This is a genomic window from Allobosea lathyri, from assembly GCF_900108245.1.
GTDB classification, from domain to species: Bacteria; Pseudomonadota; Alphaproteobacteria; order Rhizobiales; family Beijerinckiaceae; genus Allobosea; species Allobosea lathyri.
The window spans coordinates 1-21640 of record NZ_FNUY01000011.1; the positions used below are offsets into that span (position 1 = coordinate 1).

The 21640-nt window shown below is 65.2% G+C and carries 23 protein-coding genes; 14 read left to right on the plus strand and 9 right to left on the minus strand.

The features are described from left to right. From C4S73_RS21850 to C4S73_RS21875, 6 genes are all read left to right on the plus strand, one after another. Positions 1-318 (plus strand): transposase (locus C4S73_RS21850; protein WP_146071295.1); only part of this gene is annotated, 318 nt, incomplete at its 5' end. A 403-nt stretch (positions 319-721) separates the two neighbouring features. Beyond that, positions 722-1486, plus strand: a complete 765-nt coding sequence (locus C4S73_RS21855) for an ABC transporter ATP-binding protein (RefSeq protein ID WP_103874679.1) — start codon at positions 722-724, stop codon at positions 1484-1486. A 7-nt stretch (positions 1487-1493) separates the two neighbouring features. Next, positions 1494-2219 carry an ABC transporter ATP-binding protein gene (locus C4S73_RS21860; RefSeq protein WP_244595722.1) on the plus strand — a complete coding sequence of 242 codons (726 nt, stop codon included), beginning with the start codon at positions 1494-1496 and terminating at the stop codon, positions 2217-2219. Positions 2220-2307: 88 nt separating this feature from the next. Next, positions 2308-3513, plus strand: coding sequence for an ABC transporter substrate-binding protein (locus tag C4S73_RS21865; RefSeq protein WP_425290364.1), 1206 nt, complete (start codon positions 2308-2310; stop codon positions 3511-3513). 179 nt (positions 3514-3692) lie between these two features. Continuing rightward, positions 3693-4580, plus strand: coding sequence for a branched-chain amino acid ABC transporter permease (locus C4S73_RS21870; RefSeq protein WP_103874683.1), 888 nt, complete (start codon positions 3693-3695; stop codon positions 4578-4580). A 150-nt stretch (positions 4581-4730) separates the two neighbouring features. After that, on the plus strand, positions 4731-5723 hold the full coding sequence (locus tag C4S73_RS21875) for a branched-chain amino acid ABC transporter permease (protein WP_103874684.1): 993 nt from the start codon (positions 4731-4733) through the stop codon (positions 5721-5723). A gap of 3 nt (positions 5724-5726) precedes the next feature. Here the strand turns inward: C4S73_RS21875 and C4S73_RS21880 are convergent, their stop codons facing one another. The 3 genes from C4S73_RS21880 to C4S73_RS21890 all read right to left on the minus strand — a co-directional run bounded on the left by C4S73_RS21880 (position 5727) and on the right by C4S73_RS21890 (position 7897). Beyond that, entirely contained in the window at positions 5727-6365 is a 639-nt protein-coding gene (locus tag C4S73_RS21880; protein WP_160115874.1) for a 2-hydroxychromene-2-carboxylate isomerase, read from the minus strand. A gap of 23 nt (positions 6366-6388) precedes the next feature. Next, complete coding sequence (locus tag C4S73_RS21885) at positions 6389-6919, minus strand: hydrolase (protein ID WP_103874687.1); 531 nt, start codon at positions 6917-6919, stop codon at positions 6389-6391. A gap of 222 nt (positions 6920-7141) precedes the next feature. Further along, on the minus strand, positions 7142-7897 hold the full coding sequence (locus C4S73_RS21890; protein ID WP_244595723.1) for a TetR/AcrR family transcriptional regulator: 756 nt from the start codon (positions 7895-7897) through the stop codon (positions 7142-7144). Between the two features lie 101 nt (positions 7898-7998). On the opposite strand from C4S73_RS21890, the gene C4S73_RS21895 reads away from it, so the two are divergent. Further along, a complete protein-coding gene (locus C4S73_RS21895) occupies positions 7999-9537 on the plus strand; it encodes a 4-hydroxyphenylacetate 3-hydroxylase family protein (RefSeq protein ID WP_103874689.1) in 1539 nt (512 codons plus the stop codon). Positions 9538-9664: 127 nt separating this feature from the next. Next, entirely contained in the window at positions 9665-11314 is a 1650-nt protein-coding gene (locus C4S73_RS21900) for an acyl-CoA dehydrogenase family protein (RefSeq protein ID WP_103874690.1), read from the plus strand. 47 nt (positions 11315-11361) lie between these two features. Here the strand turns inward: C4S73_RS21900 and C4S73_RS21905 are convergent, their stop codons facing one another. Beyond that, positions 11362-12093 carry a DUF899 domain-containing protein gene (locus C4S73_RS21905; protein WP_103874692.1) on the minus strand — a complete coding sequence of 244 codons (732 nt, stop codon included), beginning with the start codon at positions 12091-12093 and terminating at the stop codon, positions 11362-11364. 88 nt (positions 12094-12181) lie between these two features. Between C4S73_RS21905 and C4S73_RS21910 the strand changes: the two genes are divergently transcribed. After that, positions 12182-12655, plus strand: a complete 474-nt coding sequence (locus C4S73_RS21910) for a MarR family winged helix-turn-helix transcriptional regulator (RefSeq protein WP_103874694.1) — start codon at positions 12182-12184, stop codon at positions 12653-12655. Positions 12656-12712: 57 nt separating this feature from the next. Then, a complete protein-coding gene (locus C4S73_RS21915) occupies positions 12713-13117 on the plus strand; it encodes a VOC family protein (protein WP_103874696.1) in 405 nt (134 codons plus the stop codon). Positions 13118-13936: 819 nt separating this feature from the next. On the opposite strand, the gene C4S73_RS21920 is transcribed toward C4S73_RS21915, so the two are convergent. Continuing rightward, positions 13937-14143: a hypothetical protein gene (locus tag C4S73_RS21920; RefSeq protein WP_103874698.1), complete on the minus strand. Its 207-nt coding sequence runs from the start codon at positions 14141-14143 to the stop codon at positions 13937-13939. A gap of 73 nt (positions 14144-14216) precedes the next feature. Continuing rightward, complete coding sequence (locus tag C4S73_RS21925; RefSeq protein WP_103874700.1) at positions 14217-14495, minus strand: DUF1488 family protein; 279 nt, start codon at positions 14493-14495, stop codon at positions 14217-14219. A gap of 339 nt (positions 14496-14834) precedes the next feature. Here C4S73_RS21925 and C4S73_RS21930 point away from each other — a divergent pair, with 339 nt between their 5' ends. Both C4S73_RS21930 and C4S73_RS21935 read left to right on the plus strand, forming a co-directional pair. Next, positions 14835-16328: an MDR family MFS transporter gene (locus C4S73_RS21930; RefSeq protein WP_103874702.1), complete on the plus strand. Its 1494-nt coding sequence runs from the start codon at positions 14835-14837 to the stop codon at positions 16326-16328. A 155-nt stretch (positions 16329-16483) separates the two neighbouring features. Then, positions 16484-17038: a DUF1269 domain-containing protein gene (locus tag C4S73_RS21935; protein WP_103874704.1), complete on the plus strand. Its 555-nt coding sequence runs from the start codon at positions 16484-16486 to the stop codon at positions 17036-17038. A gap of 131 nt (positions 17039-17169) precedes the next feature. On the opposite strand, the gene dapD is transcribed toward C4S73_RS21935, so the two are convergent. After that, positions 17170-18012 (minus strand): 2,3,4,5-tetrahydropyridine-2,6-dicarboxylate N-succinyltransferase, encoded by an 843-nt coding sequence (gene dapD / locus C4S73_RS21940; RefSeq protein ID WP_103874706.1) that lies wholly within the window; start codon positions 18010-18012, stop codon positions 17170-17172. Between the two features lie 197 nt (positions 18013-18209). Here dapD and C4S73_RS21945 point away from each other — a divergent pair, with 197 nt between their 5' ends. Beyond that, entirely contained in the window at positions 18210-19544 is a 1335-nt protein-coding gene (locus C4S73_RS21945; RefSeq protein ID WP_103874707.1) for an 8-oxoguanine deaminase, read from the plus strand. Between the two features lie 95 nt (positions 19545-19639). Further along, positions 19640-19891, plus strand: a complete 252-nt coding sequence (locus C4S73_RS21950) for a hypothetical protein (protein WP_103874709.1) — start codon at positions 19640-19642, stop codon at positions 19889-19891. Positions 19892-20061: 170 nt separating this feature from the next. On the opposite strand, the gene C4S73_RS21955 is transcribed toward C4S73_RS21950, so the two are convergent. Beyond that, a complete protein-coding gene (locus C4S73_RS21955; RefSeq protein WP_103874710.1) occupies positions 20062-20583 on the minus strand; it encodes a MarR family winged helix-turn-helix transcriptional regulator in 522 nt (173 codons plus the stop codon). Between the two features lie 256 nt (positions 20584-20839). Beyond that, positions 20840-21601 (minus strand): precorrin-6A synthase (deacetylating), encoded by a 762-nt coding sequence (cobF, locus tag C4S73_RS21960; protein WP_103874860.1) that lies wholly within the window; start codon positions 21599-21601, stop codon positions 20840-20842. Positions 21602-21640 lie beyond the last annotated feature (39 nt).

A 21640-nucleotide genomic window follows, 5' to 3' on the forward strand; every position in this document is an offset into this window, starting at 1 on the left:
CTGCTCGCGCTCATGCCCGAGCTCGGCCAGCGTTCGCCCAAGACCATCGCCGCTCTGGCGGGCCTCGCGCCGCTCAACCGCGACAGCGGCGCCTTCCGCGGCAAGCGCGCCATTGCCGGGGGCAGACCGCGCCTGCGACAGGCCCTCTACATGGCCGCCGTCGCAACCATCCGCTCCCGCTCGCGCTTCGCGACCCTCTACAAAACCATGACTGCCGCCGGAAAACCCGCAAAGGTCGCCCTCATCGCCATCGCCCGAAAAATCCTCGTCACCGCAAACGCCGTCCTGCGCGACAAACGCTCCTTCCAGCCACGATGAAACACAGTTGCCGGGACGACCTGCGGTCGCCCAGGATGACGGCGCGGTTCTGAGCCAAGCAGGATATCAGCGCCGGCGAAAGCCAATCCCGCCAATGCCACCCCATGATCGCGCTACCCAGGAACCGGCCGACGGCGGCTGCTCCCGGGGGTAGCGATAGGCGAAGATCAGCAAGACATTTAACAACAATACGCCTTGCCGGCAGGATGCGCCGCGCCGCGCCGCACCGCGTCATTCGTTCGCATGAGGCGGGAAGCATCTACGACGAAGGGATGAGACCGGTTTCAAAAGGCCGTTTGCGTCGCCGCGGCGTTGACTCATGCCATGAGCGCGGTGCAGCATGCCATGCAAGGGGAAGCGGTAAAAACAAGAAAGAACAAGACAATGATACGCGGCATGCAGCATGCCTGAGGATATTATTCTATCTACCTCGGGACTGACAAAAGACTTTGGCGGCTTCACGGCCGTGAACGGCGTTGATCTGAAGGTCAAGCGCGGGTCGATCCATGCGTTGATCGGCCCCAACGGCGCGGGAAAGACGACCTTCTTCAATTTGCTGACTAAATTTCTTGCGCCGAGCAAGGGCGCCATCGTCTATAACGGCCGCGACATCACCCGCGAAAAGCCTGCCGAGATCGCTCGGCTCGGGCTTGTCCGCTCCTTCCAGATCTCTGCGGTCTTTCCGCAGCTCAGCGTCCTCACCAATGTGCGCATCGCATTGCAGCGCAAGCGCGGCGATTCGTTCGACTTCTGGCGCTCGGAAGCCGCGCTGAAGCCGCTCGACGAGGAGGCCCGTCGCCTGGTCGAGGCCGTCGGCCTGTCGGCTTTCGTCGAGCTGCCGGCCGTCGAGCTTTCCTATGGCCGCAAGCGCGCGCTGGAAATCGCGACCACGCTGGCGCTCGACCCTGAGATGATGCTGCTCGACGAGCCGATGGCCGGGATGGGACGCGAGGATGTCGAGCGCATCGAGGCGTTGATCCGCAAGGTCTCGGTCAACCGCACCATCCTGATGGTCGAGCACAATCTCTCCGTCGTCGCCTCGCTCTCTGACCGCATCACCGTGCTGGCGCGCGGGCAGGTTCTGGCGGAGGGCGATTATGCCAGCGTCTCGAAGGATGCGCGCGTGATCGAGGCCTATATCGGCTCGGGAGGCGATCATGCTCACTGAGACGACTATGAAACCGACCTCCGCGACCGCAGCCGCACCATTGCTCTCCGTGCGCGGGCTCGAGGCCTGGTACGGCGAATCCCATGTGCTGCATGGCATCGATTTCGACGTCGCGCCCGGCGAGGTGGTGACGCTGCTCGGCCGCAACGGCGCCGGCAAGACGACCACCCTGAAGTCGATCATCGGCATCATGGGCAAGCGCAAGGGCTCGATCAAGCTGGAGGGCAAGGAGACGATCGCATTGCCCTCGCGCGCCATCGCCCGTCTCGGCATCGGCTTCGTGCCGGAGGAGCGCGGCATCTATGCCAGCCTGAACGTCGAAGAAAACCTGATGCTACCGCCGCAGGTGAAGCCGGGCGGGCTCTCGCTGGAGCAGATCTTCGAGCTCTTTCCCAATCTGAAGGAGCGGCTGAAGAGCCAGGGCACCAAGCTTTCGGGCGGCGAGCAGCAGATGCTGGCGATCGGCCGCATCCTGCGCACGGGCGCCAATCTGCTGCTGCTGGACGAACCCACCGAGGGTCTGGCGCCGGTCATCATCGAGCAGATCGGCCGCACGATCTCGAAGCTGAAGCGCGAGGGTTTCACCATCATCCTGGTCGAGCAGAACTTCCGCTTCGCCGCCACCGTCGCCGACCGGCACTATGTCGTCGAGCAGGGCAAGGTGATCGACATGATCCCGAACCAGGAGCTCGATCAAAACATCGACAAGCTGCATTCCTATCTCGGGGTCTGAAGCTCCCGATCCGGGACAGCGATCACGACCCAGAGCTTCAAAAACAAGAACAACGTCGAAACCGACATTCATTCCAGGGAGAGACATGATGACATTCAAGACGCTTCTGACCACAACCGCCTTTGCGGCGCTGATGTCGAGCCCGGTGCTTGCCCAGCAGATCTCCATCAAGGCCGGCGTCCTCAACGACCGGTCCGGCCTCTATGCCGACCTCTCCGGCGAAGGCTCGGTCATCGCCGCGAAAATGGCCGTCGAAGACTTCAAGGCCGCCGAGAAGGGCATCAAGGTCGAGATCGTCTCGGCCGACCACCAGAACAAGCCCGATGTCGGCTCGACCATCGCCCGGACCTGGTACGATCAGGACGGCGTCGACTTGATCCTCGACGTCCCCACCTCCTCGGTCGCGCTGGCCGTCAGCCAGATCACCAAGGACAAGAACAAGGTCCACATCAATTCGGGCGCAGCCGCTTCCGACCTGACCGGAAAGGCCTGCACGCCCAACACGATCCACTGGACCTACGACACCTATGCGCTCGCCCAGGGCACCGGCGGCGCGATGGTCAAGGCCGGCGGCGACAGCTGGTATTTCCTGACCGCGGACTATGCCTTCGGCCATGCGCTGGAGCGCGATGCCTCGGCGGTGGTGGTCAAGAATGGCGGCAAGGTGCTCGGCGCCGTCCGCACGCCCTTCCCCGGCACCGACTTCTCGTCCTTCCTGCTGCAGGCGCAGGCCTCCAAGGCCAAGGTCATCGGTCTCGCCAATGCCGGCGGCGACACGATCAACTCGATCAAGCAGGCCGGCGAATTCGGCATCGTCGCGGGCGGGCAGAAGCTCGCCGGGCTGCTGGTCTTCATCACCGACGTGCACGCGCTCGGTCTGCAGACGGCACAGGGCCTCGTCCTGACGGAGTCCTTCTACTGGGACAGCAATGACGGCACCCGCGCCTTCTCCGAGCGTTTCGCCAAGGCCAATGGCGGCAAGAAGCCGAGCATGGTCCAGGCCGGCGTCTATTCGGGCATGCTGCATTACCTCAAGGCGGTCGAGGCGGCGAAGAGCAAGGACAGTGCGACCGTGGTCGCCAAGATGAAGGAGCTGCCGACCGACGATCCGCTGTTCGGCAAGGGTACGGTGCGTGCCGATGGCCGCAAGATGCATGATGTGTATCTGTTCGAGGTCAAGAAGCCCTCGGAGTCGAAGGCGCCCTGGGACTATTACAAGCAGATCGCGGTGCTGCCCGCCGAACAGGCCTTCCGCCCGCTCTCCGAGAGCGAGTGCCCGCTCGTCAAGAAGTAAGGGCGGGCAAGCCCTGGCTACCGATAAGGCGCGCCGTCATCCTGGGCGACCGAAGGTCGTCCCGGGATCCATCGTAAAGCTCCGAGCTCTCCGATGGATCCCGGCACTCCGCTTCGCTACGGCCAGGATGACGGCGAGACTTTCACTGCTTATCCAATCAAGAGCGATCTGAGCCACGCATGTTCGAGCTTCTCGGAATTCCCCCGCAAGCCTTGTTCGGCCAGGTCCTGCTCGGCCTGATCAACGGCTCGTTCTATGCCATCCTCAGCCTGGGGCTGGCGGTGATCTTCGGGCTGCTCAACATCATCAACTTCGCCCATGGCGCGCAGTATATGATGGGCGCCTTCGTCGCCTGGATGTGCCTGAACTATTTCGGGATCAATTACTGGGCCGCGCTGTTGCTGGCCCCGCTGATCGTCGGCGTGTTCGGCGTGATCATCGAACGGGTGCTGATCGCGAGGCTGGCCAATCTCGACCATCTCTACGGGCTGCTTTTGACCTTCGGCCTCGCCCTGATCATCCAGGGCCTGTTTCGCAATCAATATGGCTCGTCGGGCCTGCCCTACCAGATCCCGCCGCAACTCACCGGCGGCCAGAATCTCGGCTTCATGTTCCTGCCGAACTATCGCGCCTGGGTGATCGCCGCCTCGCTCGTGGTCTGCCTGGCGACATGGTTCCTGATCGAGAAGACGCGGCTCGGCGCCTATCTGCGCGCCGCGACCGAGAATCCGACGCTGACCCAGGCCTTCGGCATCAACGTGCCCCTGCTAGTCACGCTGACATACGGCTTCGGCGTCGCGCTCGCCGCCTTTGCCGGCGTGCTCGCCGCGCCGATCTATTCGGTCAACCCCAATATGGGCGCCGACCTGATCATCGTCGTCTTCGCCGTCGTCGTCATCGGCGGCATGGGTTCGATCCTGGGCGCGATCATCACCGGCTTCGGGCTCGGATTGATCGAGGGCCTGACCAAGGTGTTCTATCCGGAAGCGGCCGCGACCGTGATCTTCATCATCATGGTGCTGGTGCTGCTGGTGAAGCCGGCCGGCCTGTTCGGGCGCACGACGTGACCGCTCTCCCGTCATTGCGAGCGCAGCGAAGCAATCCAGAAGGCTCGCTCGACGTCCCCCTCGATTGCTTCGTCGCTGCGCTCCTCGCAATGACGGAAGAGCGTTGGTGGCCGCAAGTCCGGCACCCCGACGCAGCTGTAAGGACCTGACATGGCAAACGTTGCCTCCACCGATGCGCCTGCCGCCGGTCTGGCCGTGATCGAGATCGATCATGGCACGGCGCGCCTGCACCGGATGATCTTCATCGGGATCGCCATCGCGCTCGCGGTCGCCCCCTTCATCGCCTACCCGGTCTTCGTGATGAAGGTGCTGTGCTTCGCGCTGTTCGCGCTCGCCTTCAATCTTCTGCTTGGCTATGGCGGCCTGCTCTCCTTCGGCCACGCCGCCTATTTCGGCATGGCGAGCTATGTCAGCGCCTACACCGCCAAGAACTGGGGCCTGACGCCGGAATTGGCGATCCTGCTCGGCACCTGCGTCGCCGCCCTGCTGGGCGCTCTGTTCGGCGCGCTCGCGATCCGGCGACAAGGCATCTATTTCGCCATGATCACGCTGGCTCTGGCGCAGATGGTGTTCTTCTTCTCGCTGCAGACGCCAAGATTCACCGGCGGCGAGGACGGCATCCAGGCGGTGCCGCGCGGCAAGCTGTTCGGGCTGATCAACCTCGCCGACGACCGCACGCTCTATTGGGTGGTCGCGATCATCTTCATGGCCGGGCTGCTGGCGATCTACCGCATCATCCACTCGCCCTTCGGACAGGTCTGCAAGGCGATCCGGGACAACGAGCCGCGCGCGATCTCGCTCGGCTACCGCGCCAACCAGTACAAGCTCACGGTCTTCGTGCTGTCGGCGACGCTGGCGGGGCTGGCCGGCGCGACCAAGGCGATCGTCTTCCAGCTGGCTTCGCTGACCGATGTCTACTGGTCGATGTCGGGCGAAGTCGTGCTGATGACGCTGGTCGGAGGTCTCGGCACCGTGTTCGGTCCGATCGTCGGCGCGCTCGTCATCGTCTCCATGCAGAACTATCTCGCCAGCCTCGGTGCCTGGGTCACGGTCGTCCAGGGCGTGATCTTCGTGATCTGCGTCCTGCTCTTCCGTGAGGGGATCGTCGGCGTCATCGCGAAATGGATCAAGAAGCCGCTCTGAGCCTCACGAACGGGCGCGCTCCAGCCCGACCGGCAAATCGGAGACGCGGGCGATCTCGCCGCTGAGGAATGCGGCGGGCGCGGCGAGATAGTCCCCCGCCATCGCCATGGCGTCGACACCCCAGAAGATCTCGCCGTCGATCAGCAGGCTCGGCACGCCGAAGATGCCGGCAGCGACCGCCTCCTCCGTGGCATTGCGGAGCCGGTCCTTGACCGCCTGCTCGCCGATGCGATCCAGCGCGGCGGGATCGCCTGCGGCTGCGGCGACTCGGGCCAGCACTTGCGGGTCGTTGGCGTCGTGGCCCTCGCCCCAGACCAGATGAAAGGCCTCGCGCACGGCGGTGGGGTTGCCCTCCAGCGCGGTCAGCAGGCGCAGCATGGCGAGCGGGTTGAAGGGATGCGACGGCGGAAAGCGGAAGGGTACGCCGAGGGCTGCCGCCGCATGTGTCGCCAGCCTGTAGGTGTGGACGCGCTTGGGCGCGATCTCGGCAGGGCCGAGCTGGCCCCAATGTTTCAGGACCGCCCCGAACACGATCGGCCGGAGCAGCACGGCGCGCCTGGCCCTGATCGCCTCCAGCCGCGCCAGCGCGATATGGGCGAAGGGCGAGATGATGTCGAAATACCAGATCGCAGGCGTTGTCATCGTGATGGTCCCGGTCGCATTCTCTAGCGGATCAGCTTCGATACCGGCCGGAACTGCGGATGCGCCGCAGTCCGCAGCCATTCGAACACCACCATTTCGGTCGTGACGATCTCGGCGCCGTGCCGTTCCATCCGCCTGAGCGCGACCTCCTTGGATTCGGGCGCGCGCGAGCCGATCGCATCCTGCACGACGACGACGCGGCGCTTGTGTTCGAGCAGGCTCAACACGGTCTGGCCGACGCAGACATGGGCCTCGCAGCCGCAGAGCACGAGTTCGCCATCGCCGGCCAGCGCCTCCAGAAAGGCGGGTTCCGCGCAGGAATCGAAGCTCATCTTCGTGATAACGGGGCCTGCATCGGCCAGCTCGGGCACGGTGCCGCCCAGGCCCGCCGGATTCTGCTCGGTCATCAGGACCGGTACGGCAAGCAGTTTCGCGGCATCGACCAGCCGCTTAGCGTTCTCGACCATGCGCGTGCCGTCATGGATCGCCGGCATCAGCCTCGACTGGAAATCGACGATCACGAGGGTCGCGGTCTTTGCGTTCAAAAGGCTCATCCAGCTTCCATGCTCCAATATCGGTCGCGGGGGTTTACCCCGTCCTGTGAGGAGAAGGCGTTAGTATAGGCTCATCAGCTTCAATCGAGCATTCAGTGACCGCTTGCTGCCTTTCAGCCCTCATCCTGAGGAGCCATTTTCCGGGGAATGGCGTCTCGAAGGATGTTTCAGGAGGCTCCGGAACCAGCTGGAGCATCCTTCGAGACGCCGCTTTGCGGCTCCTCAGGATGAGGGCTCGATTTTCAAAAGGCCTCTCAGGCGAGACGGCGGTGAGGTCTTGGCTTCTGTGTCCAACGGCCTACCCCTCACCCTGCCCTTTCCCTCCAGGAGAGGGTTCCCGCGCCCATCCGGCGACGTCAATTTCATCAACTCGGTCTCGACATAGCGCTCCATCAGTGCACGCGGCGCCAGCCCGAACATGCGGATGCGCTGCGTATGCATCATCAGGAGCACACCCACGGCATGGGCGAAAGTGTCCGCCATCAGCAGCCGGGCCGTCGCCTCGTCGGCGCCCATCGCCTCGGCGGCCTCGAGGATCGGCCAGAGCGCCGCCTCCAGCGCTTCGTTCAGCGCCTTGTCGCGATCGCGGCCCAGCCCGTGCGGCCGCATGCCGCCGCGAAACAGATAGAAGCCGAGATCGAGATCGCGCGGATGGGTGGCGTAGAAATCGAAGAAGGCGAGCGCAGCGGCTGCGAAACGCCCGGCCGGGGACGCAGCCCCCGTAACACCTGCATCGACGGAGGCCTTCAGCGCGTCGAGCGACTGGCCCAGCACTTCGGCATAGAGCGCCTCCTTGGAGTCGAAGTGGAAATAGAGCGCCGCCGGAGTGTAGCCGGCCTCGGCCGCGATCGCCCGCAACGACGCGCCGTCGAGCCCGTCGCGCTCGAAGACCGCGCGGGCAGCATCGAGGATCAGGCCGCGCTTGAGACCGGTCACGGCGCGCTTGCGGCGGCCTCGCATCGCCTCGGTCACGGGCATCCTCGACGCATTCCAGAATTCGGTTGACGAAAAATCTAACGGCGTTCAATTTTATCAGCAATAGCAAAATTCACGGGAACGCCGTGCCGGGAGAGAACGCCATGCTTATGGATGCGGCAGGATATCGGGAGTCGCTGCGGTCCTACCGCCCGCGCGTCTTCGTCAATGGCCGGCAGGTCGAGAGCGTCGCCGACGAGCCGCTTCTGGCGCCCGGCATCAACGCGGTCGGCGTGACCTACGATCTCGCCCATGATGCCGCCTATACGCCGATCATGACGGCGCGGCAGGGTTCGTCAGGCAAGACCGTCAACCGCATGCTGCACATCAACGAGAGTTCGAGCGATCTGCTCGCCAAGCTCGAGGCGGTCAGGCTGGTCTGCAAGATCTCCGGCTGCGCCCAGCGCTACCTCACCCATGACGCCCTGAACGGGCTCTGGCAGGCGACCGCGCGAACGGATGCTGCGCATGGCACGGATTACGCGCAGCGCTTCCGTGCCTATCTGCACGAGGTTCAGGACCGGGACCTGACGCTCGGCGTCGCCATGACCGATGCCAAGGGCGACCGCTCGAAGCGGCCGGGCGCGCAGGAAAATCGCGACGCCTACGTCCATATCAGGGAGCGCAGGGCGGGGGGCATCGTCATTCGCGGCACCAAGGCGATCGTGACCGGCGCGCCCTATATGCACGAATTCCTGGTGATGCCCTGCCGCACCCATGTGGCCGGCGACGAGGACTTCGCCGTCTGCTGCGCCGTGCCCTGCGATGCGGAAGGCGTGACCATCGTCGCGCGGCCCGCCGGGCGTCCCGGCGATCCCGCAGCGAAATTCTCGGCGAAATACGGCCAGTCGACCGGCGTCGTGATGTTCGACGATGTCTTCGTTCCCTGGGAGCGGGTGTTCCTCGCCGGCGAGACCGAGGAAGGCGGCTTCCTGACCACGAGCTACGCCACGCATCACCGCCATTCCTGCATCGGCGCGCGGGCCGGCTTCGGCGACCTGCTGATCGGCGCGGGCGCGTTGATGATCGAGGCCAATGGGCTCGATATCGAGCGGCACGGCCATGTCCGCGAGCAGATGGTCGAGCTGATCACGATCACCGAGAGCTTTTTCGCCTGCGGTGTCGCGGCCTCCGTCTATTGCCAGAAGGATCCGGCGGGATCGGTGATGCCCGATACAATTTTCGCCAATATCGGCAAGCTGCTGCTCGCTACCAAGATCTACGACATGCATCGCATCGCTCACTACGTCTCCGGAGGTCTGATCGTGGCGCTGCCCGGCCCCGACGAGGACCACAATCCCGAAACCGCCGCCTCGCTTTCCGCCGTGCTGACGGGGCGGCCGGACATTCCCTACGAGCAGCGGGCCGAGGTCGCGCGCTTCATCGAGGACCTGACCGTCTCGAAGGAGGCCGGCTGGTATTCGGTGATCTCGCTGCATGGCGGCGGCTCGCCCGAGGCGATGAAGCGCGAGATCTGGCGGAATTATCCGGTGATGGAGAAGGTCGCGCTGGTCGAAACCCTGCTCGATCGCGGCGTGCTGGCGGATGGAACGCGGGTGTCGAAACAGCCAGGGCGCTGCTGCGTCACGGGCTGCGAGGTGCCAGCGCTGCCAATGCCAACGCCGCGCGAAGCCGCCGAATAGTCCGCACCGTCATGCTCGGGCTTGTCCCGGGCATCCACGTCTTCCTTCGTCCAAATCTCCTGGTATCCGCGTCGCAAGACGTGGATGGTCGGCACAAGGCCGACCATGACGCGAAAGGCCATGGCCGATGCATTCTCTGGCTCAACCCACCCACCAGGTCCTCAATCAGGCCCGCCTGGCCGTCGGCTGGAACGCCTTTTCCGACGATGCCGTGCTGCAGGGCGTCGTCGCCCGGCTGGCTCCCTGGGTGGCGGAGCAGGCCGCTGCGCTCGGCGCCCATGCCGGGGACGAGGCGACGCAGGAACTGGCCCGGCTTGCGAATATCTTTTCGCCCGAACTCAAGACGCATGACCGCTTCGGCAATCGCATCGATTGGGTCGAATTCCATCCTGCCTGGCACGAGCTGATGGCGCTCGCTTTCAAGCATGGGGTTCCCTCCCTGGCCTGGACGACGGCCCAACCCAACGGCCATGCCGCGCGCGGCGTGCTCTCCTATGTCTGGAACCAGATCGAGCAGGGCACGGCCTGCCCGACCGGCATGACCTATGCCGCCTTCCCCGGGCTGGCCCAGCCGGAATTCGCGCTCTGGCGCGAGAGGATCACCAGCGGGCTCTATGACCGGCGCCCGCTACCGGTGTCGCAGAAGACGGGCGCCACGATCGGCTATGCGATGACGGAAAAGCAGGGCGGCTCCGACCTGCGCCAGACCCAGACGACGGCGCGCTACCTGGAGGATACGCCGGAGGGGCGCGTCTATCTGATCACCGGGCACAAATGGTTCTTCTCGGTGCCGCAATCGGACGGGTTCTTCACGCTGGCCCAAACCGAGACCGGCGTGTCCTGCCTGTTTGCGCCGGGTTTCCTGCCAGATGGCAGCCGCAACCGGCTGCAGATCCAGCGTCTCAAGAACAAGGCCGGCAACCGCTCCAATGCCTCCTGCGAAGTCGAGTTCCGCGAATGCCTGGGATGGCTCGTCGGCGAGGAGGGCGCGGGGATCAAGGAAATCCTCTCACATGCCCATCTCACCCGGCTCGATTTCGCCATCGGCTCGGCCGGGCTGATGCGGCAGGCGCTGACATTAGCGCTCAACCACACGCAATCGCGCCGGGGTTTCGGCTTGTCGCTCGCCGAGCAGCCGATGATGACCAACATCCTGGCCGATCTCGCGATCGACTCCGAGGCCTCGACGCTGATGGCGTTTCGCGTCGCCGCCGCCACGGACGCGATGGAGACCTCGGAGCAGGAACGCCATGTCGCGCGCGTCGCGACGCCGCTGGCGAAGTTCTGGAACTGCAAGCGCGCGGCGGCCTTCGTGGTGGAGGCGCTCGAATGCCATGGCGGCAACGGCTTCATCGAGGAAAACCCGATGGCCCGGCTCTATCGCGAGGCGCCGCTGAACGCGATCTGGGAGGGGACCTCGAACATGATGTGCATGGATGTGCTCAGGAGCTTCAACCGCGATCCCCGGACCAAGGAGGCCTTCATGGCCGAGGTCGGGGCCGCGCGCGGAGCCAACCGCGCGCTCGACCGCTGGCTCGACCGGCTCGGCACGGAGGTGGCGAAACCCCGCAACGATGACGGGCACGGCCGGCGGCTCGCCAATATGATGGCCTATGCGCTGCAGGCGTCGGAGCTGCTGGAGCATGCCGACGCCACGGTGTTCGAAACTTTCTGCCGCTCCCGTCTCGATGCCGATTGGGGCTATGTCTTCGGCACGCTCGACCCGTCGCCCGAACTGGCTGCAATCGTGAAGCGGGCGAGCGTGGCGCGGGCCTGAGCCCGCATCCGACAGTTCTCCAGACGCTCAGGCGCAGCAGGGAAGGCTCAGGCGCAGCAGGCATGGGCCTTGGGCGCGTCCTCATATTCGTCATGGCGGCGCACGAAATCCATGATCGTGCCCTCATTGCGGCCCTTGGGGGCGCGATCGAGGATCGAGAAGGTCCCGACGAGTTCCTCCAGCCCGCGCGCATAGGTCGAGTAGGTGTGAAACACCTCGCCAGCTTCGTTGCGGCTGAAAGCGCTCAGGCCCGGCAATTCGTCGAAGGCCTCCGACGTGGGGATCGGCTGGAAATTGTAGAGCACCTTGTCGCCCGCCAGCTCCTCCTTGCTGAAGGAGACATGAAAATCCTGGTTGAAGCTGTTGGCGAAGGAGGAGGCCCAGGGAAAGCTCCAGCCCATGCGGCGCTTGTAGGCCTCGATCTTGTCGAGCGGTGCGCGCGAGATCGCGGTCAGCGTCACGTCGTGGTGATTGAGATGCACCAGTGCGCCCTCGAGATGATCGGCGACAAAGGAGCAGCTCGGGCAGCCGGCAGCCCAATCGGGCCCCAGCATGAAATGATAGACCATGAGCTGGCTGCGGCCCTCGAACAGATCGGCCAGCGTCCGCTTTCCGGCCAGCGTATCGAAGACATAGTCCTTGTCGACCCTGACCCAGGGCAGCGCCAGACGCTCGGCGTTCAGCCTGTCGCGCAGATGTGTCGCCTCCTTCTCGCGAGCCAGCAGGGCCTTGCGCGCGGTCAGCCATTCCTCACGCGAGACGACCGGATGATGCTGCATGATCTCTCTCCCTTTCCAGTACTTGTTGAAACGGTACGTGCTTCACACGGCACTTGACATATTAAGTTGATATCAACATAAAAACATCATGTCAAAAGTTGTCGCAATCACCGTCGACCATGCTCTTGAGGCAGTGCCTTTCGAGACCACGCTGCATGTTCGCGACCATTGCCTGTGCCTGCATGTGCAGCGGGCGGCGCGCGCGCTGGCGCGGCGTTTCGATGAGGCCCTGCGGCCGCTTGGCCTCACCAACGGCCAGTTCTCGCTGCTGATGTCGCTGAACCGCCCGCAGCCGCCGAGCCTCGGGCCGGTGGCCCATCTGCTCGCCATGGACCGCACGACATTGACCGCCGCGCTGAAGCCGCTGGAGCGTCGCGGCCTGCTCAGCGTGGCGCGCGACCCCAAGGACAGACGCAGCCGGCTGCTCAGCCTCACCGCGGAGGGATCGGCACTTCTCGCCAGCGCCGTGCCGATCTGGCGGCGCACGCATGAGGCTGTCGACGCGTTGCTGCCCGGCGGCGATCCTGCCCCGCTGCGGCAGCAGCTTCAGGCCCTGTTCTGAGATATTTTCCGTTCACCAGCCCCTCGGCACTGCCCTCCCCCCAGCAAAGGACACACCATGCCCCAGATGATCTTCGTCAACCTGCCCGTGAAGGACCTCGACAGGTCGGTGACCTTCTTCAAGGCGCTCGGCTTCTCGTTCAATCCGCAGTTCACCGACGAAACCGCGACCTGCATGGTGATCAGCGACACGATCTTCGCGATGCTGCTGACGCATGAGAAGTTCCTGAGCTTCTCGCCGAAGCCGATCGCCGATACGAGCAAGAGCGTTGAGGTGCTGACCTGCCTCTCCCGCGACAGCCGCGAAGCCGTCGACGCCATGGTGAAGACGGCCGTGGCGGCGGGTGGCACGACCTATAACGCGCCGCAGGATCACGGCTTCATGTATGGCCACGGCTTCCAGGACCTCGACGGCCATGTCTGGGAGCTGATGTGGATGGACCCAGGCGCCGTTCAGGGCTGAGCCGAGGCTGTTCTGCCCTTCTCTGCTGACCGATGAGGGGGCGCTGCGCCCTCGTGGTCGAGGGTTGAACCGGAGTAGCTGGAAAGCTCGCGGCGCCCCCTCATCCGCCCTTCGGGCACCTTCTCCCGCGAGGGGAGAAGAGAAGCCGCTGCGCGCGCAGAAAGCCTCGCCGGCCATGCCGCCGCGAGGGTTTCCGCTTGTTGTGGCGTATCCGAAAGAGGGGATGCGCGGGACGAGGTGGCGTCGCAGTCGACGGCTGCGTGCCGATGTCGATGTCGAATGTCGTGTCGAAGCAGCGTCACAGGCCGCCGCCTCGTCCCGCGCGCGGGTGTCTTTGGCCTCCGGCGGCGCTTTATGATCACATTCCCTTGAGACCATTCAGCCTGGGTCACCTGATGATGGCGGCCGCCGGCGCCTCCGGAAGGCAACGCCCGCAACGGCGCAACCTCCCGAAACCCGCAACTCCACCCGGCCGCACGATGCCTCGCGACAGCCCCCTTGGTCGGGTGAAGCGGGGGGAGAATAGGCATGGGTTTGGCGCGCGGGGATAAGGTGGCGCGCTTATCCCGCAACACCCGCTTCCCTTCTCCCCTCGCGGGAGAAGGTGCCCCGGCAGGGGCGGATGAGGGGGCGCCGTGCCCTTCCCGTCATTCTCGGGCTCAGCGAAGCGAAGATTCGGGAATCTCCGGACAAGAAGACTCTGGTTTCAGAGATGCTCGGGTCGAGCCCGAGCATGACGCGGGTACCGTCGAGCGCCCCCTCATCCGTCTCGGCTGCGCCGAGCCACCTTCTCCCGCGAGGGGAGAAGGGACGCGCGCCTTACTCACGAACGGGCGTGTCCTCGACGATCTCGTGATATCCGATGGCGCGCTCAAGACCGTCTGGGCCGCGCACGCGGTACTGCTCCTCCTTGTTGTCGCGCGGAGGCATCAGGCGCGTGATCTCGAAGGGGCCAATTCTGGGCCGATCGGAAAAATCCGTGGTGAGATTGACCATGTCGCCGAGCTTGTAGACGGGACGAGCCATGTCTTCATCCTCCTGTTGAACGGCCTCGCCCCCTTCGGCGAGAGGCTGAGGCCGTCGAGACAATCGCCTCGGGTCAGCGCGACCCGGCCGAGACGTCGGCCGCCGTGATGCGGTGATAATTGGCCTTGTGCCGGCCATAGGCCGTAGAGGCCGCCGTCAGGATCGCCTCCCGGTTCTGGTCGAAAGCTTCCAGCATCTGCGCCTCGCTGTCGCCGACGCTCGGTTTCAGCTTCCTGAGAGCGTCGATCTCGACCTGGAAGGTGATCTCGAGCGAGGCGTCGGAACCCCAGAAGCTGACGCAGAACCGGCCGGGATCGAAACTGCGAACCGGGTTTGGAAAATTGAGTGCCATGATGTCGCTCCTCCCTGGAGACGTGACGGGGAACGGCCTATGACCGCCGGCGGCAGCGCCGCCTCGCCGGCTCAATAGCGACGAATGGCCCGTGATCCTCCGACGGACATGGTCAGACCCTATCAGAGATTGCAATGCATGCGTGCGAACAAGATTTCCGTGTGCAGAAACCTTGTAGCAGCGACTGTTTCGGACAAGGCTCCCGTTGCGCGCCGTGGAGACATCACGGCAATGGTCGAGGCGCCATGCGTAGCCGGCACGCCCCGCCCCTAGCGCATGCCTCATCCCAAGTTTACACTTCCGCCATTCTCCCTATGCACGGGCAGGCGCAGTTTTCTAATGGATAAACGGGTCGAGACGGGGGCGCAGACAGCGCCCCTTACCCATGCGGATATTCGCTCCATCATCATCGGCATCATGCTCGCCATGTTCCTGGCGGCGCTTGACCAGACCATCGTCGCCACGGCGATGCCGACGATCGGACGCGAACTCGGCGACGTCACCCATCTGCCCTGGATCGTGACGACCTATCTCTTGGCGTCTACGGCCGTGACGCCGCTCTATGGCAAGCTCGCCGATATCCATGGCCGGCGGGTGACGCTGCTCTCGGCGATCGTGATCTTCATCGTCGGTTCGATCGCCTGCGCGCTGGCGCCGACTCTGCTCATGCTCGTGCTGGCGCGCTTCGTCCAGGGGCTGGGCGGCGGCGGGCTGATCGCGCTGGCGCAGACCATCATCGCCGACATGGTGCCGCCCAAGGAGCGCGGCAAATATCAGGTCTATTTCGCCAGCGTGTTCTTCGCCTCCTCGCTGCTCGGGCCGGTCCTGGGCGGGGTGATCGCCGAGGCGCTGCACTGGTCGGTGATCTTCTGGATCAACCTGCCTCTGGGCCTTGCCGCCTATTGGATGACGAGTTCGACGCTGAAGCGGCTGCCGCGCCATGAGCGCCCGCACAAGCTCGACGTCCTCGGCGCCGTGCTGATGACCGGCGCGACGATGACGCTGCTGCTGGCGCTCTCCTGGGGCGGCACCTCCTATCCGTGGCGCTCATGGCCGATCGCCGGTCTTGTGGCGTTCTCGCTCGTGCTCTGGCTGGCTTTCGCCTGGCGGCTGCGGACCGCCGACGAGCCGCTGATCCCGCTCGATATCCTGGCCAATCCGGTGGTGCGCATGGGCACCATCGCCGCCGGATTCGGCATGGGCACCTTCATCGGCCTCACCATCTACCTGCCGCTCTATTTCGAGACCGTGGCCGGCCTGAGCGCGAGCTCGTCGGGGCTCGGGCTGCTGCCCTTGACCTGCGGCACGGTGGTCGGCGCGACCCTGTCGGGCCGGGCGATGACGCGGCTCACCCATTACAAGCGCGTGCCGGTCGCCGGCCTCAGCGTGGCGCTGATCGGCATGGCGCTGCTGGTGATCTATGCGGGGCGGATGCCGCTCCTGCCCTTTTGCGTCATCCTTGCCATCATCAGCCTGGGCTTCGGCTGCCTGTTGCCGGTGGCGACGGTCTCGATCCAGAACGCGGTGCAGACGCACCAGCTCGGCACGGCGACTGCGGTTGCCAATTTCTTCCGCCAGATCGGCGGGGCGCTGATCGTCGCGGTGTTCGGGGCGATCGTGCTGGGCGGGGTCGGGGGCGCCGGCGCCGGGCTCTCGCCTGAGGCATTGAAGCTCGGCACCGTCGATCGCGCGACGATGGTGCAGCTGTTTCAATACGTCTTCTCGGCGACCTTCTTGGGCTTCGCGATGGCGCTGCTCTTCCTGGCGCGCATGAAGGAGCTGCCGTTACGCAGCGGGGCGGTCGAAGCGGCGAAAGCGGCGTCGGGAGAATAGGCGCGCGACAGGGAACCGGCGGGGCGCTTGCGCGTTCGCCATCCGCCTGTCACGCCTTCACGGCAGGATCAGTCGCGCCCATATTGGGTCGCGTGTCTGAAGTCGTTTTGCTGCAGTCGTTTTGCTGCAGTCGCCCTTTGCAACGGAGTGTCGCCATGTCCGATCTCGTCGTCATCGTCTATCCGACCGAGGCCCGCGCCGAGGAAATGCGCCAGAAGGTGATCTCGCTGCAGAAGGATTACCTGATCGAGATCAGCGACGCGGCCATCGCCGTGATGCATGAAGGCGGCAAGATCAAGCTGAACCAGCTGCTCAACACGACCGCGATGGGCGCGGCCTCGGGCGGCTTCTGGGGCCTGCTGATCGGCGCGATCTTCCTGATGCCGGTATTCGGCGCAGCGATCGGCGCGGCATCGGGCGCGCTCGGCGGCGCCCTGACCGATTACGGCGTCAATGACGGCTTCATGAAGGAGCTCTCGGCCAGCCTGCAGCCGGGCAATGCCGCGCTCTTCGTGCTGATCAACAAGATGACCGGCGACAAGGTTCTCGAAGCGATCAAGGGCACCGGCGGCGTGGTGCTGAAGACCTCGCTCGACCACACCCGCGAGCAGGCCCTGCGCGATGCGCTGGCCGCGACGACGACGAGCCCGGCGGCGACGCCTGCTGCACCGGCGGCTGAAGGCACTGGTGCGCCCGCGCCGATCGGCTGAGGGCTTCACAGCATCAAGCGCGTCATCCTGGCCGCAGCGAAGCGGAGCGCCGGGATCCATCGGAGGGCATGGCCCTTTATGATGGATCCCGGGACGCCCTGCGGGCGCCCAGGATGACGTCCCAAGTTCGATCAGTCCCGCAGCAGCTCGTTGATGCCGGTCTTGGCGCGGGTCTGGGCGTCGACGGTCTTCACGATCACCGCGCAATAGAGCGAGGGGCCGGGCGTGCCGTCGTTCAGCGGCTTGCCGGGCAGCGAGCCCGAGACGACCACCGAATAGGGCGGCACCTTGCCGATATGGACCTGGCCCGTGGCGCGGTCGACGATCTTGGTCGAGGCCGAGATGAACACGCCCATCGAGATCACCGAGCCCTCGCCGACGATGACGCCCTCGACCACCTCGGAGCGCGCGCCGACGAAGCAGTTGTCCTCGATGATGGTCGGGTTGGCCTGCAGCGGCTCGAGCACGCCGCCAATGCCGACGCCGCCGGACAGATGGACGTTCTTGCCGATCTGCGCGCAGGAGCCGACCGTCGCCCAGGTGTCGACCATCGTGCCTGAATCGACGAAAGCGCCGATATTCACGAAGGACGGCATCAGCACGACATTGGGGGCGATGAAGGAGCCCTTGCGCGCGGCGGCCGGCGGCACGACGCGGAAGCCGGCGGCGCGGAAGCGATTCTCGCCCCAGCCCTCGAATTTCGAGGGCACCTTGTCCCAGAACACGCCCTCGCCGGGGCCATTCGCCATGATCTGGTTGTCGGTCAGGCGGAACGAGAGCAGCACGGCCTTCTTCAGCCATTGATGCGTGACCCATTCGCCGTCGACCTTCTCGGCGACGCGCGCCTGGCCGGCGTCGAGCATCTCGATGACCTGCTCGACGGCCTCGCGGACGGCCCCCTTGGTGTTGATGCCGATCTCGGCCCGGGCTTCCCAGGCAGCGTCGATGGTGGCGGCGAGATCGGTCAAGGACATGGCAGCGCTCCGGCGGTCGCGAAAAGTCGCGCGAGCGATGGCGGATGAGGAGGGCGCCGTCAAGGTTGGCGAGCGCTGGAGCGTCATTGCGAGCGTAGCGAAGCAATCCAGATGCAGCGCTCTACGAAATTGGATTGCTTCGCTACGCTCGCAATGACGTAAGAGGCATTGTCGCTCGCCTCACAAGGACCCGGCTCATGCGTCTCTGGCTCAAAAACCCGCTTGGCATCGTCGCAGAGAACGCCGGCGGCGGCGTCGTCATCGACGGTTCCGTGGTCGTCGAATGCGTCGCCTCGGGCGCAACGCCTGCCCTCCCCGTCGACGAGACCTTCGATGCCTCGCAGCATGTCGTGCTGCCCGGGCTGATCAACACCCACCACCATTTCTACCAGACGCTGACCCGGGCCCATCCGGCCGCGATCGACCGCGAGCTCTTTCCCTGGCTGACCGCGCTCTATCCGCTCTGGGCGCGGCTGACCCCGGACGATCTCAGGCTGGCGATCCGCGTCGCGCTGACGGAACTGCTGCTATCGGGCTGCACCACGGCGGCCGACCACCACTACCTTTATCCCAAAGGGCTGGAGAATGCGGTCGATATCGCTGTCGAGGAGGCCCGCGCGCTCGGTCTCCGCGCCACGATCTCGCGCGGTTCGATGAACCTGTCGCAGAAAGATGGCGGCCTGCCTCCGGACAGCGTGGTTCAGGACGAGGACACGATCCTCGCCGACAGCGAACGGGTGCTGAACCTGTTCCACGATCCTGCGCCCGGCAGCATGATCCAGATCGCGCTCGCGCCCTGCTCGCCCTTCTCGGTGACGCCGTCGCTGATGGCGAAAAGCGCCGAACTCGCGGCGCGCTTCGACGCCCCGCTGCACACCCATCTGGCGGAAACAAAAGACGAGGACGCCTATTGCCTTGAGGTTTATGGCAAGCGCCCGCTCGACCTGCTCGAGGAGACCGGCTGGATGCGGCCAAAAACCTGGCTGGCGCATGGCGTGCATTTCTCCTGCGAGGAATGCGAGCGGCTCGGCCGGGCCGGCGTCGGTGTCTGCCACTGCCCGACATCGAACGGTGTACTCGCCTCGGGCTTCTGCCGCACGCGGGAATTGGAGGCTTCGGGCGCGCCGCTGGGGCTGGGTGTCGACGGCTCGGCCAGCAATGACGGCTCGAACCTGATGGAAGAGCTGCGCCACGCGCTCCTGATCAACCGGCTGCGCTATGAGAGCGCCACTGCCGTGACGGCCCGCGACGTCATCCGCTGGGCGACGGAGGGCTCGGCGCGCTGCCTCGGCCGCTCGGATATCGGCATGATCGCGCCGGGCATGCAGGCCGATCTCGCCTTGTTCAAGCTCGACGAATTGCGGTTTTCGGGCGCGCATGATCCCGTCGCGGCGCTGATCCTCTGCGGCGCCAATCGGGCCGACCGGGTGATGGTCGCGGGGCGTTGGCGCGTCATCGACGGCGCCGTGCCCGGGCTTGATGTCGCCGCGCTCAGGCTGGCGCATGGAGCGGCCTCGCGCCGCTACGCGTGAGGTGTATTCTGCGCGCTTGCCGTTTCCGCAATCTCGACGCATTTGCGGCCTTGGTTCGTATTCCAAGCGATGCCGAGCTGTGAAGGATCCGCCATATGAAAATCGCGACGATTGCCATTCTGGCCCTGGCGGTCACAGCCGGCGGCTGCATCACGATCGAGGAGCGGCGCGCGCTCGATGTCGAGCAGTGCCGCGGCTACGGCTTCCGCACCGGGACGGATGCCTTCGCGCAGTGCCTGCAGGCGATCGACCTCGACCGCGCCGACAGCCGCCGGGCCTATGCCTATCGCGATTTCGGCGGCCCTTATGGCGGCTACGGTTTTGGTTACGGCTACCGGCGCTGGTGAGCGAGGCCAGCGCTTCGGAACGGACGCCGTATCTATCCCGAGGATGCCTGAACATCGATCGCAAGCGCTCCGGCATGGATCCCGGGTCAAGCCCGGGATGACCCGGTGTTTCCCTGGGAAATAAGCAGATTCTAGTGCGGTGTTCCGGTTCTCGTTTTCGCGACTCTGCTCTATTGCCCGTCCTCGCCTTCTGAAGCGGGCCTGAAGTCGCGCAGTTCCGGCAATCGGGCATGAAGCCGGCGCAGAAAGCCGGTGAACTGCGCGCGCTCCGCCGCCGTGAAGCCTTCGAGGATCATCTGCTCGCGCGCCGTCGCCAGCGCGATCAGCTTGTCGTGCAGCGCGTAGCCGCTTGCCGTCAGTTCGAGGACCTGCCGGCGCCCATCGCGGAAATCGGCGCTTTCCCTGATATGGCCGGCCGCAACCAGCGAGGCGACACTGCGGCTGACGGCGCCCTTGTCGAGGCCGATGACCTCGCAGATGCGCTGGGCGGCGATCGCCGGCTCGATCGCGAGTTGCGACATCACGCGCCATTCGGTGACGCCGACGCCGAAGCGCTCCAGATAGAGCCGCGACGAGCTGCGCGACCAGGTGTTGGAGATCGCAGTCAGGAAATAGGGGACATAGCCGCCGAGATCGAGAACATCGCGCTCGTCACGCTGGCCTTCGCTCTTGTGACGCTTGGTCGACGGCATAGCGCATCCCGGACTTCAACGCCGCCATTTCACATGAGCCCGACATAGCCGGCAAGGCAGGACATGGACCCTCAGAGAACCGATTGAGAATTGAGCCCTCATCCTGAGGAGGCCCGAAAGGGCCGTCTCGAAGGATGCTCCAGATGTCCGTGGAACCTCTTGGAGCATCTTTCGAGATCTGGAGCATCCTTCGAGACGCCATTCCCAAGGGAATGGCTCCTCAGGATGAGGGCTGAGGGATGGTCAATTGTCTTTATCAGGCCGGGCGGTTCCTGCGGAGCAGATAGACATCCATGATCCAGCCATGCCGCTGGCGCGCCTGCGCCCTTGTGGCCTCGATCTCGGCCATCACCTCGGTCAGCCGGCCGGAGATGAGGAGTTCGTCGGGGGTTCCGAGATAGGCGCCCCAATAGATATCGAGCTCCGCGCTCGCGACATGCCTGAAGGTCTGGTCGCCATCGAGCATGACGACGACGCTATCCTGGTCGGCCGGGAAGCCATCGGCCAGTTTGCGCCCGGTGGTGATCAGTACGGGTTCGCCGATGCGATTCAGCGCGATGCGGTGCCGCGCCGCAAGCACCTGCACGCTGCTGATACCGGGGATGACCTCGTAGTCGAGGGCAAAGCCGCTGGCGCGGATGCGCTCGACGATCCGCAGCGTGCTGTCGTAAAGCGCCGGATCGCCCCAGACGAGCAGCGCGCCGCATTGGCCCTCGGCCAGTTCCTCACTGAACAGGCGCTGATAGCTCGCGGCGATCCGCGCATGCCAGTCATCGACGCTGCCGCGATAATCGGAGCCGGCCGGGGCGCGCTGCGGAATCGCGACCGTGACCGTGCGATAGTCGGGATTGCGGATGAAGCGATCGCAAATCCGGCGGCGCAGCTGCTGGAGCGCGGCCTTCTCGGTGCCCTTGTCGGGCATGAACAGCACATCGGCCCGGTTGAGCGCCTCGATGGCCTGAACCGTCATGTGGTCGGGATTACCGGCACCGATGCCGATGATCAGGATGTTGCGCATCATGCCTCGCGATCCGGGCGCTGCCCGTCAGTCGTCGCG